18 protein-coding genes are annotated in these 20,540 nt (G+C 36.0%); 10 read left to right on the top strand and 8 right to left on the bottom strand.

Annotated features, from left to right (window positions below; translation table 11 throughout):
• The first annotated feature begins 36 nt into the window (after positions 1-36).
• Positions 37-1,135, top strand: a protein-coding gene (prfB, locus tag ACK4R1_RS13270) for a peptide chain release factor 2 (RefSeq protein ID WP_409687950.1) whose coding sequence is annotated in 2 segments (ribosomal slippage) — positions 37-99 and positions 101-1,135 — 1,098 coding nt in all. Because the reading frame shifts where the segments join, the coding sequence is not laid out codon by codon here.
• Positions 1,136-1,214: 79 nt separating this feature from the next.
• The gene (gene lpxD, locus ACK4R1_RS13265; RefSeq protein WP_409687946.1) at positions 1,215-2,213 is read left to right on the top strand and encodes a UDP-3-O-(3-hydroxymyristoyl)glucosamine N-acyltransferase; all 999 of its coding nucleotides are present in this window, start codon (positions 1,215-1,217) and stop codon (positions 2,211-2,213) included.
• Between the two features lie 230 nt (positions 2,214-2,443).
• Here lpxD and ACK4R1_RS13260 read toward each other — a convergent pair whose 3' ends face one another.
• From ACK4R1_RS13260 to ACK4R1_RS13240, 5 genes are all read right to left on the bottom strand, one after another.
• The gene (locus ACK4R1_RS13260) at positions 2,444-3,211 is read right to left on the bottom strand and encodes a dienelactone hydrolase family protein (protein WP_409687943.1); all 768 of its coding nucleotides are present in this window, start codon (positions 3,209-3,211) and stop codon (positions 2,444-2,446) included.
• Positions 3,212-3,316: 105 nt separating this feature from the next.
• Positions 3,317-3,895, bottom strand: a complete 579-nt coding sequence (locus ACK4R1_RS13255; RefSeq protein ID WP_409687940.1) for a hypothetical protein — start codon at positions 3,893-3,895, stop codon at positions 3,317-3,319.
• Between the two features lie 153 nt (positions 3,896-4,048).
• Entirely contained in the window at positions 4,049-5,272 is a 1,224-nt protein-coding gene (locus ACK4R1_RS13250; protein ID WP_409687937.1) for a porin, read from the bottom strand.
• A 162-nt stretch (positions 5,273-5,434) separates the two neighbouring features.
• Positions 5,435-6,766 (bottom strand): inorganic phosphate transporter, encoded by a 1,332-nt coding sequence (locus tag ACK4R1_RS13245; protein ID WP_409687934.1) that lies wholly within the window; start codon positions 6,764-6,766, stop codon positions 5,435-5,437.
• Positions 6,767-6,792: 26 nt separating this feature from the next.
• Complete coding sequence (locus tag ACK4R1_RS13240) at positions 6,793-7,437, bottom strand: DUF47 domain-containing protein (protein ID WP_409687931.1); 645 nt, start codon at positions 7,435-7,437, stop codon at positions 6,793-6,795.
• A 191-nt stretch (positions 7,438-7,628) separates the two neighbouring features.
• Between ACK4R1_RS13240 and ACK4R1_RS13235 the strand changes: the two genes are divergently transcribed.
• The 5 genes from ACK4R1_RS13235 (at position 7,629) to ACK4R1_RS13215 (ending at position 13,566) form a co-directional block, all read left to right on the top strand.
• Positions 7,629-9,257, top strand: a complete 1,629-nt coding sequence (locus ACK4R1_RS13235) for an acyl-CoA carboxylase subunit beta (protein WP_409687928.1) — start codon at positions 7,629-7,631, stop codon at positions 9,255-9,257.
• 38 nt (positions 9,258-9,295) lie between these two features.
• The gene (locus ACK4R1_RS13230; RefSeq protein ID WP_409687925.1) at positions 9,296-9,700 is read left to right on the top strand and encodes a hypothetical protein; all 405 of its coding nucleotides are present in this window, start codon (positions 9,296-9,298) and stop codon (positions 9,698-9,700) included.
• Positions 9,701-9,747: 47 nt separating this feature from the next.
• On the top strand, positions 9,748-11,394 hold the full coding sequence (locus tag ACK4R1_RS13225) for a pseudouridine synthase (RefSeq protein WP_409687922.1): 1,647 nt from the start codon (positions 9,748-9,750) through the stop codon (positions 11,392-11,394).
• 49 nt (positions 11,395-11,443) lie between these two features.
• Positions 11,444-13,060 carry a M1 family metallopeptidase gene (locus ACK4R1_RS13220; RefSeq protein WP_409687919.1) on the top strand — a complete coding sequence of 539 codons (1,617 nt, stop codon included), beginning with the start codon at positions 11,444-11,446 and terminating at the stop codon, positions 13,058-13,060.
• Positions 13,061-13,140: 80 nt separating this feature from the next.
• Positions 13,141-13,566: a DoxX family protein gene (locus ACK4R1_RS13215; protein WP_409687916.1), complete on the top strand. Its 426-nt coding sequence runs from the start codon at positions 13,141-13,143 to the stop codon at positions 13,564-13,566.
• A gap of 59 nt (positions 13,567-13,625) precedes the next feature.
• Here the strand turns inward: ACK4R1_RS13215 and ACK4R1_RS13210 are convergent, their stop codons facing one another.
• Both ACK4R1_RS13210 and ACK4R1_RS13205 read right to left on the bottom strand, forming a co-directional pair.
• Positions 13,626-14,666: an AMP-binding protein gene (locus ACK4R1_RS13210; protein ID WP_409687913.1), complete on the bottom strand. Its 1,041-nt coding sequence runs from the start codon at positions 14,664-14,666 to the stop codon at positions 13,626-13,628.
• Entirely contained in the window at positions 14,659-15,615 is a 957-nt protein-coding gene (locus ACK4R1_RS13205) for a CPBP family intramembrane glutamic endopeptidase (protein ID WP_409687910.1), read from the bottom strand. The genes ACK4R1_RS13210 and ACK4R1_RS13205 overlap by 8 nt, the downstream gene beginning before the upstream one ends.
• Before the next feature lie 70 nt (positions 15,616-15,685).
• On the opposite strand from ACK4R1_RS13205, the gene ACK4R1_RS13200 reads away from it, so the two are divergent.
• Entirely contained in the window at positions 15,686-16,027 is a 342-nt protein-coding gene (locus tag ACK4R1_RS13200) for an ArsC/Spx/MgsR family protein (protein WP_409687907.1), read from the top strand.
• A gap of 94 nt (positions 16,028-16,121) precedes the next feature.
• Entirely contained in the window at positions 16,122-18,584 is a 2,463-nt protein-coding gene (locus ACK4R1_RS13195) for a TonB-dependent receptor domain-containing protein (RefSeq protein WP_409687904.1), read from the top strand.
• A gap of 51 nt (positions 18,585-18,635) precedes the next feature.
• Here ACK4R1_RS13195 and ACK4R1_RS13190 read toward each other — a convergent pair whose 3' ends face one another.
• Positions 18,636-18,809 carry a hypothetical protein gene (locus ACK4R1_RS13190; protein WP_171223207.1) on the bottom strand — a complete coding sequence of 58 codons (174 nt, stop codon included), beginning with the start codon at positions 18,807-18,809 and terminating at the stop codon, positions 18,636-18,638.
• 288 nt (positions 18,810-19,097) lie between these two features.
• Here ACK4R1_RS13190 and fumC point away from each other — a divergent pair, with 288 nt between their 5' ends.
• Positions 19,098-20,495: a class II fumarate hydratase gene (gene fumC, locus ACK4R1_RS13185; protein ID WP_409687900.1), complete on the top strand. Its 1,398-nt coding sequence runs from the start codon at positions 19,098-19,100 to the stop codon at positions 20,493-20,495.
• Positions 20,496-20,540 lie beyond the last annotated feature (45 nt).

Here is a 20,540-nt window from a genome sequence, read left to right as displayed (position 1 = left end):
TAGCTTCCAATAATAAACCACAAAACTACATTATTTATGACAAATACCGAACAAATAAAAGGTATTGTAGAACGCCTTGGTGCGTTGAGGAGGTATCTTTGACATTGACGCCAAGCTTATAGAAATTACCAACGAAGAGGAAAAAACCTTTGCACCCGACTTTTGGAACAACGCCAAAGAAGCCGAAATCATTGTCAGAAACTTGCGCTCTAAGAAAAAATGGGTGGAAGATTTTGAGAAAGGCAATGCTATGGCAGAAGAACTTCAAATGGTGTACGAGTTTTTCAAAGACGGCGATGCAACCGAAGCTGAACTCGACGAACAGTATGAATTGACCAATACTCATATTGAAGGTTTAGAATTCAAAAACATGCTTTCTGACGAAGGTGATAGTTTGAGTGCTGTACTGCAAATCACAGCCGGAGCCGGCGGAACAGAAAGCTGCGATTGGGCTTCCATGTTAATGCGTATGTATTTGATGTGGGCCGAAAATCAAGGCTATAAAGTCAAAGAACTCAACTTTCAAGAAGGCGATGTGGCCGGAATTAAGACCGTGACTTTAGAAATAGAAGGCGATTATGCTTTTGGTTACCTGAAAGGAGAAAACGGTGTACATCGTTTGGTGAGAATTTCGCCTTTTGACAGTAATGCCAAACGCCACACTTCATTTGCTTCGGTTTATGTCTATCCTTTAGTTGATGATACCATCGAAATTGAAATCAATCCTGCCGATATAGAAATCATCACTTCTCGTTCGAGTGGCGCCGGCGGACAAAACGTGAATAAAGTCGAAACCAAAGTACAATTGTTTCACAAACCTACCGGAATTCAAATTCAGTGTTCGGAAACGCGTTCACAACAAGACAACAGACAACGGGCAATGCAAATGTTGAAATCGCAATTGTATGAAATTGAGTTAAAAAAACAACAAGCGCAACGCAGCGATATCGAAGCCGGCAAGATGAAAATCGAATGGGGTTCGCAAATTCGGAATTATGTAATGCATCCTTATAAATTGGTGAAAGACGTACGTTCGGGTTATGAAACCAGTGATGTTGAAGGTGTAATGAATGGCAATATTGATGAATTCTTGAAAGCCTATTTGATGATGATGGGACAAAAAGAAGAGGAATAAATCCATTTTCTGTTTTTGATTATTAGGAAATTCAAAACTGTTTTCAGTTATTTGGAATCTATAACCAACCCAAACCACTATGCGTTCTTATTCAATTGAAGAAATAAATGAAGTAATACATGGCGAAATAGTCGGTAGTATTGCTCAAAAAATTACAGCTCCGGAGCAATTAGAGTCTGCTTCGGAGACTGAAATATCTTTTATCGGCAACAAAAAATATGAAAAACTTTGGGCAACCTCCAAAGCTTGTGCTGCTGTCGTCAATCAAGATATTTCTATTGAACCTGGTGATAATCGCGCTTTTATCAAAGTAAAAAATGCTGATTTAGCCATGTCTCAAGTATTGGAACTCTTTGCTCCTGCTCCGCCGGTTTTTTCAGTCGACATTCATCCAACGGCTATTATTGATGACTCTGTTTCTATTGGGAATGGTGTGCGAATCGGCGCCGGATGTTATATCGGACCGAATGTTACTATCGGAGAAAATACTACTATTTATCCTAACGTAACTATTTTGGACGAATGTACCATTGGCAAAAATACCATCATTTGGTCGGGAACCGTAATCCGCGAACGTTGTCATGTGGGCAGTTATTGTATTTTACATCCAAACTGTACTATTGGCGCAGACGGTTTCGGATTCAGACCTTGTCCGGAAAGAGGATTGGTTAAGATTCCGCAAATCGGGAATGTGATTTTGGGTAATGGCGTTGAAATTGGCGCTAACTCTTGTGTTGACCGGGGTAAATTCAGCTCGACGGTTTTAGGCGATGGTTGTAAGATTGACAACTTGGTGCAAATTGGGCACAATTCTAAATTGGGCAGATTCTGTATCATGGCCGGAAATTCAGGTTTGGCTGGTTCAGTAACCTTAGGAAACGGTGTAATTATTGGCGGAAGTGCTTCGATAAAAGACCATACCACAATTGGTGATGGTGCTATTGTTGGCGCCGGTTCGGGAGTTGCAGGAGACATCGAAGCCGGGAAAACGGTTTTGGGTTACCCTGCGATAGATGCGCGCGATGCTTTGAAACAATGGGCTATTTTGAAGAGATTGGTAAGAGACTCGAATAAATAATTACGAATTACGAACTAGTTAAACTACTTTTTAAAATCTATAGAAAAGAATTCGTAATTTATAATTCGTAATTCGTAATTAAACTATATATTTGCCACGAGGATTCCGAAAGGGAGTTACACCTCACCGCATTAGTCGATCGCTCCAGATCGGCTTTTGTACTTTTATAGAGAAACGAAAGCCCAAAATAGTCAACTATTTTGGGCTTTTTTTATAGGATAAGATCTATTTTATAATACTTCTTTCAGAAAATCTTTAAAGGCTATCCATGAACGTTTATCGGCCAACTCATTGTAAGCTGCGCCTTTGCTATTGTCACTTCCGGCATCTTTATGGGTAAAAGCATGTACAGCATTCGCATAATAAACCATTTGCCAATCGGCGCCTGAACTTCTCATTTCGGCTTGAAAGCTATCTACTTCTTCTTTTGGAACAAATGGGTCATCTGCTCCATGAAGTACTAATATTTTTGTAGTAATTTTTTCGGTTGCTCTGGTAACATCTTTACCTAAACCACCGTGAAAAGAAACTACACCTTGCACTTTTAAATTGGCTCTTGCCGCTTCAATTGCTCCTGTTCCGCCAAAACAATAACCCATAACAACAATTTTATCGGGATTGGCTCCAAGTTTTATCAATTGATCTAAAGCCAACTGAATTCTCTTTTGGTATTCGGCTACATTTTTTTTGTAATAACCTGCATTTTTACCGGCTTCGCTACTGTTTTTCGGACGGTTATCCTTTCCGTAAATATCGGCTACGAAAGAATAATAACCCAATTCGGCCAATTTCTCAGCACTTTCTTTAGAATGTTCATCTACACCAAACCAAGCAGGTAAAACTAGAACTCCGGGCTTGTCTTTTAATTCACTTTTAGGCTTAATCCCAAAGCCACTTAACACTTGTTGACCGTCTTTGTAATCTACCGCTTTAAGTTGGGCAAAGCCTTGAAATGACAATGGCAATACAATAGCCATGATAATTGTTTTTATGTTCATAGTGATTAATTTATTAAATCATAAAATTAACGATTAAATAGTAAAACAAAAGTTAAGGTGCTATTAAATAAAAAAAGCATCCGATGTTCGAATGCTTTGTAATGACTATTTTTTCTTTTTAGACTTCTTTTTGTCTTTATTCTTTTTTGCTTTTGCTTTAGCCTTGGCTTTTTTAGCTTTTTCTTTGGCTTTGGCTTTTTCCTTTTTGGCTTTCGCCTTTTTCTTAGCTTTTTCTTTTTTCTCTTTTTCCTTTTGTTTTTCTTTTTTAGCTTTGGCTTTTTGTTTTGCTTTCTCTTTCTTCTCTTTTTCTTTAGCCTTAGCTTTTTTTGCTTTTTCTTTATCAGAATCTTTCATAATTACCGGTGTTTCTTGGTTAATAATAGGCTCTGAGATTATGTCATTGTTAGCAGTTGCAACGGTAACCTTTCTGGGAGCTGTTGTTTTTCTTGGTGTTGTAACCTTAGCTGTTGTAGCTTTTGGTGTTGTAGCAACTTTTCTTGGTGTCGCAACTTTTTTTGGAGTTGTAGTTTTAGTAACCGTTGCATTAGTAGTTGTAGTAGCTCTTCGTCTGGTAGCTGGTTTTGGCACTGTTACATTGGTAACCTTTTCGGCTGGAGTTTGATTAGCTGAATCTGAATTAACTTCCGGAGTAGTTTCTTTAGCCGTTAGATTTCTTTCTATCATTGTTTTATGTTTAAAATTAAACTTAATGTAATTTATTTGTTAATTTATCGTAAACAAAAGTAGTGTATAAAAAGATAGCCCAATGTTAAGTTTTCGTTTTAGGCAAAAACTTAACATTGGGAAATAAATAAAGAGTTTAAATACTAAGGTGTATTAGATTCCGATTTCGACTTGAAAGCGCAAGTACCAATTGTTTTTAGTACTACCATCAAAGTATTTTAACGTATCATAATTAAGTTCGGCTTGCAATTTAAAAGAGTGTTCCCAAATATATCGGGTAATACCAACTGAATATTGTCTGGTATCTGGTGTTAAAGTTTCAATATCTTTTCCAACATTTTGAGTAGAATATCTGGCAATGAATTCATAATTCGATTTGGTGATGTAACTAGCTTGATAATCAAATCCGTTACCAACATAAACATAATTACTTTCAGTAATATCCTCCGGATTGAAAGTGATGGCATTCTCATTGGTAGTTCTCGACATATAACTCATCATAGCAGACCAACCGTTGTATTTAAACATCGCATCAAGTAAAACCGATTTCATTGTTCTGGTTTCGAATAAATCATTACCCAATTGCCCTTGAGTACGTTGGGCATGATTATTTTGGTGAAAAGCGCCTGACAATAATAATTTTGGTTTGCTCTCTCTAATGACATCACCTTCAAAATAAGTTCCGTCTTTAGCAAAAGCACCAAGAGGAAATAATTCGACTTTTCCGGTAACAGCAACACCATCATCGGCATTATCGGTTTGATTTCTTCCTTCACCTGTAGATAATGCAGCCTTTAAGTTATAGGAGAATTTATCTTTGTATTCATTCATATTGTGAACTTGGAATCCAAAATCCCTGTCAATAGTGAATTTGGCGTTATTTATCGTTCGATCTGTTAATTGTAAACCTCCCGAAGAATTGACCCGTTGACGATTTCCCGGTAATTTGGTTTGACCAAAACTGATGTTCCAATTTTTATTTGGACGATAAAAAACTACTGCATCTCTGATGATATTGATGTTTTCTCCTTCTTTTACTTCGCCTACATCTCCGGGAGCAAAAGACAATTGAATGGCATATAAAAATTTTGGATTACCAACATAACCATCTAAACGCAATCTCAAACGACGAATTTGTCCATCATAAGCGCCATTTTCTCCTTCATTCTCAATATAAGAGACACGATTTTGCATTCGGAAACGAATGTTCATTTGGAACAAACTATCGGGTGAAGTCATTCCGATCCCTTTTCCAAAACTGTAATAAGGTAAGGCTGATAATTTGATATCATTATCATGTTTGGTTTGCTCAATGGTGATTTGGGCAAAAGTTGAAATTGATACGAGTAAAGTAACAATCAGTAGTAATTTTTTCATGTAAAGTTGTGTGTTGTATTACCGACAAGTCGCAACTTGTTAGTACTTTATTTTATTGATGTTTTACAATAATTTGATGTTATCGAAATGATTTGATAACAAATAAGAACTAGTTATAAAAAAAGCCAACCATGACAGTCGGCTTTTCTATGTATTAAAAGTTTAGATAAATAATTTTAGTAAATAATAAACCAATGCTGCTAAAACGGCAGAAACCGGTATAGTCAAAATCCAAGCCCATAGCAACTTCACAGTTACGCCCCAACGAACAGCAGAAACCCTTTTGGTTACACCTACTCCAATAATCGAACCCGTAATAGTATGTGTAGTCGATACCGGAATTTTAAAATGCTCTGTGGAAAATAAGGTTAATGCACCGGCAGATTCTGCTACAACGCCTTCAAAAGCAGTTACTTTAGTAATTTTAGAACCCATTGTTTTCACAATTTTCCATCCACCGCTTAAAGTTCCTAAAGCAATTACAGTATAACATGTTAATGGAATCCAACCCGGCATTACACCCTCGATTTTAACACCGTCCTTTTCGGAAGGTAAAACAACATTTAAGTCAAGCCAACCGGCAGACATATCAATGTTTGGATTAGATTTTATATAAACCGCAACTGCTGCTGCGATTATCCCCATTACTTTTTGAGAGTCGTTTCCACCGTGTCCTAAACTGAATGCGGCAGAAGATAATAACTGCATTTTCTTTAAAACTTTTTCAGCTTTAGCAGTAGAAAAACTACTGAACAACAAGTTAAAAATGGCTAAACTGTAGAATATAATAGCCACCAAGAACCATTTAATATTATGAGGCTCTGTTATTACACTCCAAAAATGACTGTCAAATCTTGGTTTTTTAATGTCCTCATAAGGAACCATTACCGAGGCTAAAAACCATAATACTAAAAGCATTAAAACTACAGTCAATACTTTTGGCCAAAGGTTTTTCTTAGAAGAATACATTAACCAAAGTGAAATAAAATAGGAAATCAACATCCCTAGTAAAGGAGCAAATACAATAAACAAGATTACTATAAATACACCTGAAGGTAATAATTCTCCTTCTTTGGCCTCTTTTAACCAGTTTACAATTTTAAATCCGGCATGTTCAGGATCAGTTACATCTCTGAAACCATGAGCAATAGCAGCTCCGGCAAATCCTCCAATTAAGGTGTGTGATGATGAGGATGGAATTCCTTTCCACCAAGTGATTAAGTTCCAAATAATTGCAGCAATTACTCCGGCCAAAATAACCGTTAAATCAATACTACTGGTATGAGCGGTTTTGGCTACTGTATCAGCTACTCCAAATCCAAAAACCCAATAGGCCATGAAATTGAAAAGCGCGGCCCAAAGTACGGCCTGAAAAGGCGTCAATACCTTAGTCGCTACTATCGTTGCAATAGAGTTTGCTGCATCATGAAAACCATTGATATAGTCAAAAACTAAAGCAAGGAAAATGATAATTAATAATAAAGTAAAATCCATAAACGTTGTTATTGGTTAGAAACTATTTATGAATGTTTTACTGAAATTTGTTCCATTACATTGGAAACACTTTTACATTTATCCGAAGCTGATTCTAAGGCAGAAAGTACTTCTTTATATTTGATGATGTTTTTAACATCGGTTTCGTTTTCGAAAATATCTGCTACCGCTTTATCAAAAACTGAATCCGCTTTGCTTTCTAATTTGTTGATTTTTTTACAAGTCTCTTTGATAGACTTATGGTCTTTCATATCCTTCAACTCTTTAACGCCAAGGTTAATCAGTTGACAAGCTTCTAAATTAATTTCGGTCAATTTACGAATCGATTTGGTGATTTTCTCTACTTGATACAAACGCATTCTACTCGCGGCACCATGCATGTAATCGGCTACGTTATCAATTGCTTTGATCAATGAGTGAATATCTTCTCTATCAAAAGGAGTGATAAAATTTCGGCTTAATTCCAAATGTGTCTTATGCGTGATTTCTTCTATAGTAGCCTCAAGCTCTTCTATTTTTCTGAAATAATCTTCACGTTCCGCTTTTGGTGCATTTACTGCGTCATGAAGCGTCTCTGCTAATAAGACTAAATTTGCTGTGGCTTGTTCAAAAAGTGGAAAGAATTTTTTATCTTTTGGAACTAAAAACTGAAAAATACTATTTATTGACATGGTGTTAAAATTTGATGCAAATGTAATTGAACAATGTTAAGTGAATATTAATAAATCATAATTAAGACGTTATTAAAGTTTACAATTTGTTAACATAAAGATTTAAGCAAATGCAACCCAAATTTCTCTTATTGAAAACGTTTTCGTAGTTTAGCATCCGAATAAAAATACACTTTTACACTCATCACAACATGGACATTAACTTCAATAAAAACGAAGATCACAATAAGCTTTTACTTACCGATTTAAAGTCTCGCTTTGCCAAAGTCAGAGTTGGCGGCGGCGAAAAACGCATCGAAAAATTACATTCTGAAGGCAAAATGACCGCTCGTGAACGTATTGATTATTTGCTTGACGCGAAATCAAACAGCATTGAAATCGGAGCTTTTGTTGGTGATGGTATGTATACTGAACATGGCGGATGCCCATCGGGTGGTGTTGTGGTAAAAATGGGTTACATCAAAGGAAAACAATGTATCGTTGTAGCCAATGATGCTACCGTAAAAGCCGGTGCTTGGTTTCCCATTACCGCAAAAAAGAATTTACGTGCTCAGGAAATTGCTATGGAAAATCGCTTACCAATTATCTATTTAGTCGATTCTGCCGGAGTATATTTACCAATGCAAGACGAAATCTTCCCCGATAAAGAACACTTTGGACGCATCTTCAGAAACAACGCCATCATGAGCAGTATGGGCATTACCCAAATTGCCGCCGTAATGGGCAGTTGTGTTGCCGGTGGCGCGTATCTTCCGATTATGAGTGATGAGGCGATGATAGTGGATAAAACCGGAAGTATTTTCTTAGCCGGAAGTTATTTGGTGAAAGCTGCCATTGGTGAAAACATAGACAATGAAACGCTTGGCGGAGCCACAACTCACTGCGAAATCTCAGGTGTAACCGATTATAAAGCCAAAGACGATAAAGATGCTTTAGACCGAATTAAAAGTATCGTCGGGAAAATTGGCGATTATGAAAAAGCAGGATTCAATCGGGAAAAAGCAGAAAAACCGGCTTTAGACGAAAAAGAAATTTACGGCATATTGCCAAAATCAAGAGCCGAACAATATGATATGATGGAGATCATTAAGCGTTTGGTCGACAACTCTGAAATGGACATGTACAAACCAGATTACGGTAAATCTATCATTACTTGTTATGCGAGAATTGACGGTTGGGCAGTCGGAATTGTTGCCAATCAACGCACGGTCTCCAAAACTAAAAAAGGTGAAATTCAATTTGGGGGCGTAATCTATTCCGATTCGGCAGACAAAGCGACACGTTTTATAGCCAATTGTAATCAAAAGAAAATTCCGTTAGTCTTTGTGCAAGACGTAACAGGTTTTATGGTCGGTTCCAAAAGTGAACACGGCGGAATCATTAAAGATGGTGCTAAAATGGTGAATGCCGTTTCAAACTCGGTTGTACCGAAATTCACTGTTGTAGTTGGAAACTCCTACGGTGCCGGAAATTATGCCATGTGCGGCAAAGCTTATGATCCAAGATTAATTTTTGCTTGGCCAAGTGCTGAACTCGCCGTTATGGGCGGAACACAGGCCGCAAAAGTATTGGCACAAATTGAAGCTTCATCACTAAAAGCCAAAGGCGAAACGGTTGATGAAAAAGTAGAACAAGAGTTATTCGATAAAATCAAAGCGCGTTACGACGCCCAAGTTTCTCCTTATTACGCCGCTGCCAGATTATGGACAGATGCGATTATCGATCCGTTAGAAACTCGCACTTGGATTTCAATGGGAATAGAAGCTGCGAATCATGCACCGATTGAAAAGAAGTTCAATTTGGGAGTAATACAAGTTTAAAGATATTTAAAATGAAACCATTGCTACTTATTCTCCTTATGATGTCAAGCCTTTGCATTAATGCTCAAACTGAAGATTGTTCAGGAAGCTATTTCTTCTTAATTGAGGGCAAAGATGGTACTATTCTTGACTATAAAATACAACTCAATCCTGACCAAACCTTTGTTTTTACGAGTTTTAACCGAGTAGTTGACATCCGTGGCAATCATGATACTAATCAAAAGGGAAAAGGTACTTGGAAAGTGGAAAATAAAATTATAAAATTCACTACAGAACCAATCGACTTAAACCAAGATTACACGCTAAATTTCAATGGAACAACCGCCCGAATTGTGAAAAAATCGCCTCGAGATACTTCCGACAAGGTTATACCAACAGTACTTCAATTTTACAAATCTGAAATTCGTACCATAGAAAATTTGAAATTTTTGTTGAAGGAATAAATCATAAATCATCGAACATTTCCATTTCCTTTTTTAGCTTTACTGCGATGAAAACTAAAACTCATTTTATCGCTTTCCAACAAAACATCTCTGGTATTGCTTTACCGGAAAAATTCACTTTTCCATTTTATTATGAACCGCATGAGTTAAGTGTTATTGCCGCTAATGAGTTGCAAAACTACCTCGAAAACCAAAACGATTTTGAACACAATTTTGGTTTAGATTCAGGACAAGAAGGTTTGGTAATTGGTAAAATGTTTGGTGTTCTGGTAGTGCAAGACATAGATGGTAAATTGGGCTACCTTTGGGCTTTTTCAGGCAAATTAGCCGAAAAAAATCACCATCCATTATTTGTTCCAACGGTATTCGATATGCTCGAAGAAAACAGTTTCTTTAAAAGAGAAGAAACTAACCTCAATCAGTACAACCAAAAAATTGAGAAGCTTGAAAATGATGCTGAATTTTTAGTGGCTATTCAACAATTAGAGCAAACCAAACAACAAGCAGCACAAGAAATACAAGCACAAAAAGAAAAGATAAAACTCGGTAAAAAAATCCGCGCTGAAAAACGAAAATCACTTCCTCAAGAAGCATTGGAAAAACTCAATAAAGAAAGCCAAGAAGAAGGAATCTTACTTAAGAAAATGACCCAATATTGGAATCATCGACTTCAAGCGGTAAATGACTCTTTGACTGTTTTCAACAATAAAATCAACCAACTCAAAGAAGAACGTAGGCAAAAATCAGCCGCCTTACAACAACAACTGTTTGCCGAATACGCTTTTTTCAATCGCTATCAAGAATCGAAAAGTTTAGGTGAAATTTTTAACGGAAATCCACCTGCCGGTGCCGGAGAATGTGCAGCACCAAAACTACTACACTATGCTTTCCAACATAATTTGAGACCTATTGCAATGGCAGAATTTTGGTGGGGAAAATCACCAAAGTCAGAGGTTAGAAAACACAAGCAATTTTATCCGGCTTGCACCGGAAAATGCGAACCTATCCTTTCTCATATGCTCAAAGACATACCAATGGAAGATAATCCGTTTCAAGTGAATTCGGCGGAAGGTAAGAAACTGGAAATTGTATTTGAAGATGAGTATTTAGCCTTGGTGAATAAACCTGCCGAATTCCTATCAGTTCCCGGTAAACAAGTTACAGATTCGGTTTTTACTCGCATTAAAAATTTATATCCAAAGGCAACCGGTCCATTAGTGGTTCACCGCTTAGACATGTCGACCTCGGGACTAATTTTGATTGCCAAGTCAAGTGAAATTCATAAAAATCTTCAATCTCAATTTATTAAGAGAAAAGTCAAAAAGCGATATGTGGCCTTGCTTGATGGTTTTTTAAAAGAAGACAAAGGTATAATCGATTTACCTTTGCGTGTCGATTTAGACAACCGCCCAAATCAAATCGTGTGCTACGAACACGGTAAGCCGGCACAAACCCTTTGGGAAGTTATTGAACGCCGAGAAAATCAAACTTTAGTATACTTCTACCCGATTACCGGAAGAACTCACCAACTTCGTGTGCATGCCGCTCATAATTTGGGACTAAACACACCAATTGTAGGTGATGATTTGTATGGCACTAAATCCAATCGTTTGCATTTGCATGCAGAAAGCATTACTTTTAATCATCCTTTTTCAAAAGAGCCATTGACCATTAGCGTTGGTGTCGATTTTTGATTTTGTAACAAAAAATTGGTTTTCAGACTCATTTTGAAACACTTGCTATATGAAAAAATTGATTTACTATACCTTATTCTTGTTGAGTTTTCAATTGCTATCTGCTCAAAATTTTACCCGCAAAGACTCGCTTCAAGGCGGATTGCGTGCAGAACGAACTTCATATGATGTTTTGCGATATGACTTGAATATCAAGATTGACCCTAAATCAAAATCGATTGTAGGCTTCAATGAAATCACTTTCAAAGTTGTTGAAAATACGTCAAAAATTCAAGTCGATTTATTTGAAAATATGACTATTGACAGTATAATTTACAATAAAAGCAGACTGAATTACATTAGAGATTTCAATGCAGTTTTTGTCAATTTTCCTTCTGTATTGTCGACAGACATGTCGGAACAATCAATTAGGTTTTATTATTCAGGCAAACCCATAATTGCCCGTCGAGCACCATGGGATGGTGGATTTGTATTTTCCAAAGACAGCAATGGAAAAGATTGGATTGGTGTGGCAGTGCAAGGAACCGGAGCCAGTTTGTGGTATCCTGTCAAAGATTCTCAAACTGACGAACCAGATAGAGGGGCAAGTATCAAAGTAGCGGTGCCAAATGGTTTAATGAACGTCTCTAACGGTAGATTTTTAGGTTCGGAAGATTTGAAAGATGGCTTTACTCGTTGGGATTGGGAAGTTATAAATCCTATCAATACCTATAACATTACGGTGAATGTTGGTGATTATGTTCATCTTCACGAGAACTACAAAGGATTGGATTTAGATTATTATGTTTTACGCCAAAACGAAGCCAAAGCCAAAACTCATTTTGAAGAAGTAAAGCCAATGATGGATTGTTTTCAAAGCAAATTTGGCGAATACCCTTTCAAAGAAGATGGTTATAAATTAGTAGAAACTTCTTATTTAGGTATGGAACACCAAAGTGCTGTAGCTTATGGAAATAAGTATTTTAAAGGTTATCTTGGAATGGATTTGTCCGGAACCGGAATTGGTTTAACTTTTGACTACATTACCATTCATGAAAGCGGTCACGAATGGTTTGGCAATAGCATCACTTCGAATGATATTGCCGACATGTGGATTCATGAAGGTTTCACTCAATACACCGAAATTGTTTTTGTTGAATGCACATTAGGCTATGAAAAAGCCATGCAATATGCCAACGGACTGAAAAGTAATGTTAAAAACGACAAACCTATTATTGGCTATTTTGGGGTGAATTGTGAAGGCTCAGGCGATATGTATCCAAAAGGAGCTTTACTTTTGAATACTTTGAGACACGTCATCAATGACGATGCAAAATGGTGGAAATTGATTTTAGACTATTCCAATACTTTCAAACATAAAATTATTGATACAAAAATCGTGACCGGCTTCTTTAATAAAGAAAGCGGTATGAATTTAACTCCAATATTTAATCACTATTTGACTAAAACTGCAATTCCTAAACTAGAACTGAAGACCCGAAAAGGTAAATTAGAGGCGAAATGGAGCAATGTTGATAAAGACTTTAATATGCCTATTGATATTACTTTAAACGAAAAAACCATCAGAATTTACCCTAAAAACGATTGGACTTCAACGAATATAAAAGTAGATAATACCAAACAAATTCAAGTATTATCTAATAATTTTTATATTTTGACTGAATAAGCATACGAAAAAAATAGGATGACCTATTTCGTATCTCATTAATAAATAGTAAATTAGACTAAACTTTAAACTCATTTATTATGGATACTTCAGTAAAAGGTTTGAACAAATGGGCTAATGCTCATTCAACAATTTGGTTTGACGCTTTCAGAGTACTTCTAGGTGTATTTTTAATTTATAAAGGCGCTTATTTCATCGGTAACAGTAGAGATTTTGAAGATTTGATTGCTCCGGTAAGTAATTTTCTCGGTGGTATGTTAACTTTTCATTACATCGCATCAGCGCATATCATGGGTGGCATAATGATTATTTTCGGATTGTTAACCCGTTGGGCTTTAATAGCGCAGTTGCCTATTTTACTAGGCGCAGTTTTAATCAATTTTATTGGGGAAATGAATGCAATGAATTTATTATTGGCTACCGTAACCTTAGCCTTAAGTGTTTTTTATACTATCTATGGAAGTGGTAAACATTCTGCAGATTACTATTTTAAAATGCAAAAATAAATGTTTCAATTCTCCTAAAAAAAACGCACTAAAGTTTGATATTTTAGTGCGTTTTTTTTTTATTTTAAAGTCTCTTTCCGAATAACTTTTCCAGTATCTGTTTCTTTAAATTTCGGAATGAAGATTATCTCTTTGGGTTTTTCATATCTATCAAGCTCTTCATACAAATTATCCCCTAAATTTTGTTTTTCGCCTTCAACAACCAAAACCACTTTTTCACCTAATTCCACATCAGGTTTGGAAGCAATAAAGAAACGTTGCTGAATTTTATTGGCCAACTTCTCCTCTATTTGCTCCGGAATCAATTTTATTCCGCCACTGTTGATTATGTTATCCATTCGACCTAAAAAAACAAATTGATTTTCGTTTACCAGTTCAACAATATCATTCGTTACAATTACGTCATCCGAAATTCTTGGCGCATGAATGACCAAACAATTTCTATCGTCATAAGAAATGGTTACGCCAGGCAAAACTGTAAAAGCTTTTTCGCCTAATTTTCGGGCAGCAATATGAGTGATTGTCTCAGTCATCCCATAGGTTTCAAAGACATGAGTTGGCAATTTTATCAATTGTTTTTCCAATGTTTTATTGATAGCAGCGCCACCAACAATCATTTTCTTTACTTTTTTTAATTCCGATATTGAATTTTGAGCTTGTAAAGGAACCATCGCAACAAAATCATAATCGATTTCATTATTGCGCAATGGATGTGAACTAGGCGCAACAAATTCTAAGTCTAAGCCTAAAATCATGGCGCGAACCAACATCATTTTACCGGCTACATATTTTACTGGTAAACAATGTAAGGCAGAATTTCCGGGTTGTAAATCGAAAAAATCTCCGGTTGCCAAAGCAGAATGAACCATAGCTTGTTTGCTTACCGAAATTACTTTTGGGGTTCCTGTAGTCCCGGAAGTTTGCATTTCTATATAATCCCTTCCATCAAACCAATCGAGAAGAAAGTCTCCAACTGGCTTTTCAAAATCTTCACCTTCTTTGATAAAACTATAAGCCACACGACACAAATCTTCTCGGTCGAGATGAAATCCATTCAACTTAAATTGATTGTGTACGTTTTCGTAAGTTGGACTATTCATGACTTTCGTTATTTTGAATGGGTTCATCATTTACAATGAGAACATTACCGGTTAGTTTTTCTTTCCAGTTCGTCCATTTGTATTTTTTACTAAAGATAAATAATAGTATTGGGAAAATAATCACAATAGGAGTCAAAATTTCAAACCCAACCGATGGTGTCGAAACATCTTTTAAAATCGAATCTGTTTGAAAAGCAGACCAATCAGATGTCACTAACAAAGCGGTAACTAAATTGTTTGCTGCATGAAATCCCAGCGCTAATTCCATTCCTTCATCCATCAAAGTAATTATACCCAAGAAAAAACCGGTACCAATGTAATAAACCATGACAATGTAACCCATTTTCTCCACTTCAGGATTAGCGATGTGCATTGTGCCAAAAATAACCGAAGTCAATACCAATGGAAACCATCTGTTCTTCGACAAAACCGCAAAACCTTGCATCAAATATCCTCTAAAAACATATTCCTCAGTGCTGGTTTGAATAGGAATCAAAATAATTCCGATTACCGCTAATATCAAAAACGGAATGGGTTTGAAATTCCACTCAAAGTTTTCAGGCGTTGCATAATACATTACTACTGTTGAAACAACTGTAAAAATCGCCCACAAAAAGAATGAAAAAAATATCCTTCCCCAATCAATCTTTGCCCTTGAAGTTGTTACAGCTAAAAGGGTTTGTTTGTGAATATACTTAACCACCAAGATTACAGCTGCAAAACCAAAAACAAAAGACAACAATAATAAAAACAAAGTTGTGTTTGGTGCCAAAAAAACCATTACTTCTTCATTAGTTGTCGGATAACTTTCTCCAGAGGAAAAGGCTTTGACCGCTACAGCTATACCAAAGGGTATTTGTCCGATAACCGAAGCCAGAATAATAATCACTGATCCTATTATATATTTCCAAAATTTATTTTCAGGTAAAAATCCGTTTTCTAAAAACATATGTTTTAAATTTTTGTTTCGCCTAAATTAACTTTTTTTGATTAATATCTATTACTTTGTCAAAAAAAAGATGTTACAAATACTTCACAATCCGAGATGCGGAAAATCGCGAAATTGCTTGACTTTTTTAGACAATTCTAAAGCAGAATACGAAATTAGAAACTACATTCAAAACCCTCTTTCAGAAGAAGAATTAAAAATACTAGTCAAGAAATTAAATATCAAGCCTATAGAATTGGTTCGTATTAAAGAATCCATTTGGATTGACCATTTTAAAAACAAAACGATGTCTGATAGCAAAATCATCAAAGCCATAGCCCAATACCCAATTTTAATGGAAAGACCAATCGTAATTAAAGGAAACGTGGCTATCATTGGCAGAGCAATTGAAAAAGTAGAAAATTTTATCTAAAAAAACAGCAGTATATTTTTAACAAAGATTTGTGAATTGTCGCTTAAACCAAAGTGTACTTTTGCATTCTTAAGCAAGTATCAAAACTTTTTAGATGAAAAAAATTAAAATTATCTCAACCCTACTACTAATTTGTTGCTCATTTTTTGCATTTTCTCAGCAAAGACCTGAACGTATAAAAATCACCATTACAGGTAATGTAGTAGATAAAACGAGTAAATTGCCTCTCGAGTATGCGACTGTCACCTTAAAAAACACTAAAAACCCAAAACAAATTTTTGGTGGAATTACCGATAATAAAGGAAACTTTGCTGTTGATGGCGCTGCTGGTGAATTTGATATTATCATCGAATTCATTTCTTTTAAACCAACCGAAATCAAAGCCAAAAAACTAACTGAAACTACTAATTTAGGCACGATTGCTCTAGAAGAAGACGCAACTCAGTTAAACGAAGTTGTGGTTAGAGCTGAAAAAACTACCGTTGAGATTAAACTTGATAAAAAAGTATATAATGTTGGTAACGACCTCATGGTAAAAGGCGGAACCGTTAGTGATGTGTTAGACAACATTCCTTCAGTTTCTGTAGATGTAGATGGAAATGTCAGTTTAAGAGGAAATGACAATGTTAGAATTCTTATTGATGGCAGACCATCAAATGCCATTAATATTACCGAAGCTTTGCGATTAATTCCGGCAGATGCTATAGATAAAGTAGAAGTAATCACCAATCCATCAGCACGTTACGATGCAGAAGGTGGTGGTGGATTATTAAATATTATTCTGAAAAAAGGCAAAAATCAAGGTATCAACGGAACTTTTATCGGTGGAATTGGAGATCCAAAAAACAATAGTTTGAGCGGAACGATAAACTACAAAGAAAAAGAGTTTAATCTTTTTACGACTCAAGGCTATAGCAATAGAAACAGTCCAGGAAATGGTAAAACCGATTCAAGGTATTTAAATGATGACAATACAACAAGAAATTATTTATTTGAAACCCGTGAAAATGATCGTTTAAATGAATCTTTCAACGGTAATTTTGGCTTTGATTGGTTCTTATCAAAGTCATTGACTTGGACCAACATTGTTAATTACAGAAGAAGTTTAGGTGATAACGTTGACAATGTATTCCAAAATTACTACGATGCCAATCGAGTTTTTGATTACACCAGAAACCGTATCAATTACGAAAACAGTAAAAGTAAAAATTTAGAATTTTCAACCAACTTTACTAAAAATTTCAAAAAAGAAGGTCACAAACTGACGATAGACGGTTCATTCTCATCTAATTCAGATAAAAATTTGGCTTTAATTTCTGATACCGCTACCAATACTTCAATTGTGGGCTTGGATGAAACAACAAACAATCAAAAGCAAAGCAGAAATTTATTCCAACTCGATTATATTTATCCAATCGGAAAAGGAAGTCAGTTTGAATTCGGCTACAAAGGAGATTACTCAAAAAATGTTTCTGATTTCAGCGTAATTAATGATGGTATTCCGGCGCCACAGTTTACCAATACTTTAGAGTACAAAGAATACGTTAGTGCATTTTATACCAGTTATGGCTTTAAAGTCAGTAAGTTCTCTTTCCTTTTTGGAGCTCGTTGGGAAGATTCGAATATTCATGTTAACCAATTGGCAACCGATGACTTTAACAATAAAAAATATGACAACTTTTTCCCAAGTGCCTTCTTCACTTACGAGATTGGAGAACAAACCAGCGCTTCTATAAGCTATAGTAGAAGAATTCAACGACCAAGAGGAAGACAATTGAATCCGTTTAATAACTTATCCAGTAATGTAAATATCTTTCAAGGTAATCCCGATTTAGATCCTGCTTTTACTGATGCTATTGATTTAGGATATATCAAACGTTGGAACAAATTAACATTCAACACGTCACTTTACGGCAACAAAACTTCAGATTCATTTCAATGGGTAAGAAGACCAAACGGAGCATTACAAAATGATATTCCTGTCATAATCACTACTCCTATTAATTTGGCAACACAATATAGAGTTGGTTTTGAATTTACTTTAAATTATTCTCCCTACAAATGGTGGAAATTGAACAGTAATTTCAACTTTTTCTACAACGAAACCGATGGTGATTATGCTTATACCGATTTAAATGACAACCTAGTAGTGCAAAATTTTGATTTTAGTGCCACTTCATGGTTTACCCGATTAACCTCAAAAATAACTTTACCATATAAAATTGATTGGCAAACTAACGCCACTTATAATGGCGCTCAGAAACAAGCCCAAGGAAAAAGTTTAGGGATTTTTAGCATGAATCTTGGTTTCAGTAAAGATATTCTAAAAGAAAAAGGAACTGTTTCTTTAAATGTTAGTGATGTATTCAATTCCAGAAAAAGAATTTCAGAAACCTATCTTCCCGGCGAAGTAGATTCTTATAGTGAAATGCAATGGCGAGTAAGACAAATTAATTTCTCATTTACTTACCGTTTCAACGTTCAGAAAAACGAAAAAGAAAGAAAACCACGAAATGGTGGCCAACAAGATGACGGTGGAGATTTCCCTGGATCATAAATTAAAAAAGCCCCGAAATTCGGGGCTTTTTTATGAACATCTAGTTTAAAACTAGGCTGTTTGTTCGGCTTCTTTTTGTGCTTTTCTTTCCGCTAATAATTCTTTAACACCACCAAAAATCCAATAAGGAACAATGAAAGTGATTAAAAATATCATCAACCAAAAACCAATGGTTAAAATGGTCAAGAAAGCTAAGAACCCTAAATACTGTTGAAATTCAAACATGTTTTCCGGAATTTTTTTGAATTATACGCAAATGTAAGCGGAATATTTAAGCTAACCAAAAAACAAAATCAATTTTTATTAAATAGTTTTTATCACTAATTTTGCAAGGCTTTTTAGGAGCTGTTTCCCGCTATTCGTTGCAATATTTTTATTGTTTTGTCACCCTGAGCGTCCCGAAGTTTCGGGAAAGGGCTTTTCTTTAAAACAATAAAAAGGATTTCCACTACTATCGGGGCTAGAATAATCATAAACAATACACAAAACTATAAACAACAAACAATAAACAGAATGGAATACAGAATAGAAAAGGATACTATGGGTGAAGTTAAAGTGCCTGCCAATAAATATTGGGGCGCACAAACCGAACGTTCAAGAAACAATTTTAAAATTGGCCCATCGGCTTCTATGCCCAAAGAAATAGTAGAAGGATTTGCTTACTTGAAAAAAGCTGCCGCTTATGCCAACTGTGATTTAGGGGTTTTATCTACCGAAAAAAGAGATGCCATTGCAGCAGTTTGTGACGAAATTTTGGCCGGAAAATTAACCGATGAGTTTCCTTTAGTCATCTGGCAAACCGGTTCAGGAACGCAAAGCAATATGAATGTAAACGAAGTGATTGCCAATCGCGCTCAAGTTTTAGCCGGCTTCAAAATCGGTGAAGGTGAACAATTGGTTAAAGCCAACGATGATGTCAACAAATCGCAATCCTCAAATGATACCTTTCCAACAGGAATGCACATTGCTTGTTATAAATCTGTTGTAGAAATCACCATTCCGGGTGTTGAAAAACTACGTGATACTTTAGAGGCCAAAGCAAAAGAATACATGAATGTGGTCAAAATAGGAAGAACACATTTGATGGATGCAACGCCATTAACCTTAGGACAAGAACTTTCGGGTTATGTTGCCCAATTAAACTACGGTTTAAAGGCTTTAAAAAATACTTTATCTCATTTATCCGAAGTAGCATTAGGCGGAACTGCCGTTGGTACAGGTTTAAATACACCGGCCGGTTATGATGTTAAAGTAGCGGAATACATTGCAGAATTCACCGGTCATCCTTTTGTAACAGCTCCAAATAAATTTGAAGCTTTAGCTTCACATGACGCTATTGTTGAATCACATGGTGCTTTAAAACAATTGGCCGTTTCTTTAAATAAAATTGCCAACGACATCAGAATGTTGGCTTCAGGTCCGCGCTCCGGAATCGGTGAAATCCTAATTCCTGAAAACGAACCGGGTTCATCCATCATGCCCGGAAAAGTAAATCCAACCCAATGTGAAGCTTTAACTATGGTTTGTGCTCAAGTAATGGGTAATGATGTAGCGATTTCCGTTGGAGGCATGCAAGGCCATTATGAATTGAATGTTTTCAAACCGTTAATGGCGGCGAATTTTTTACAATCGGCTCGTTTAATTGGTGATGCTTGTGTTTCTTTTGACGAACATTGTGCACAAGGTATAGAGCCAAACCATAAGCGTATCAAAGAATTAGTAGACAATTCATTAATGTTGGTTACGGCGCTAAATACTAAAATAGGATATTACAAAGCGGCAGAAATTGCACAAACTGCACATAAAAATGGCACCACTCTAAAAGAGGAAGCCGTCCGCTTAGGCTATGTTTCTTCGGAAGACTTTGACGCCTGGGTAAAACCTGAAGATATGGTTGGGAGTTTGAAATAAAAAATACAATTTCTATAAAATAATAAAACCCGGTTTAGAGCCGGG

This window comes from Flavobacterium sp., assembly GCF_046293665.1.
Taxonomy (GTDB): domain Bacteria; phylum Bacteroidota; class Bacteroidia; order Flavobacteriales; family Flavobacteriaceae; genus Flavobacterium.
The sequence above is the reverse complement of the archived record's forward strand: the minus strand, read 5'-3'. Positions and strand labels throughout refer to the sequence as shown.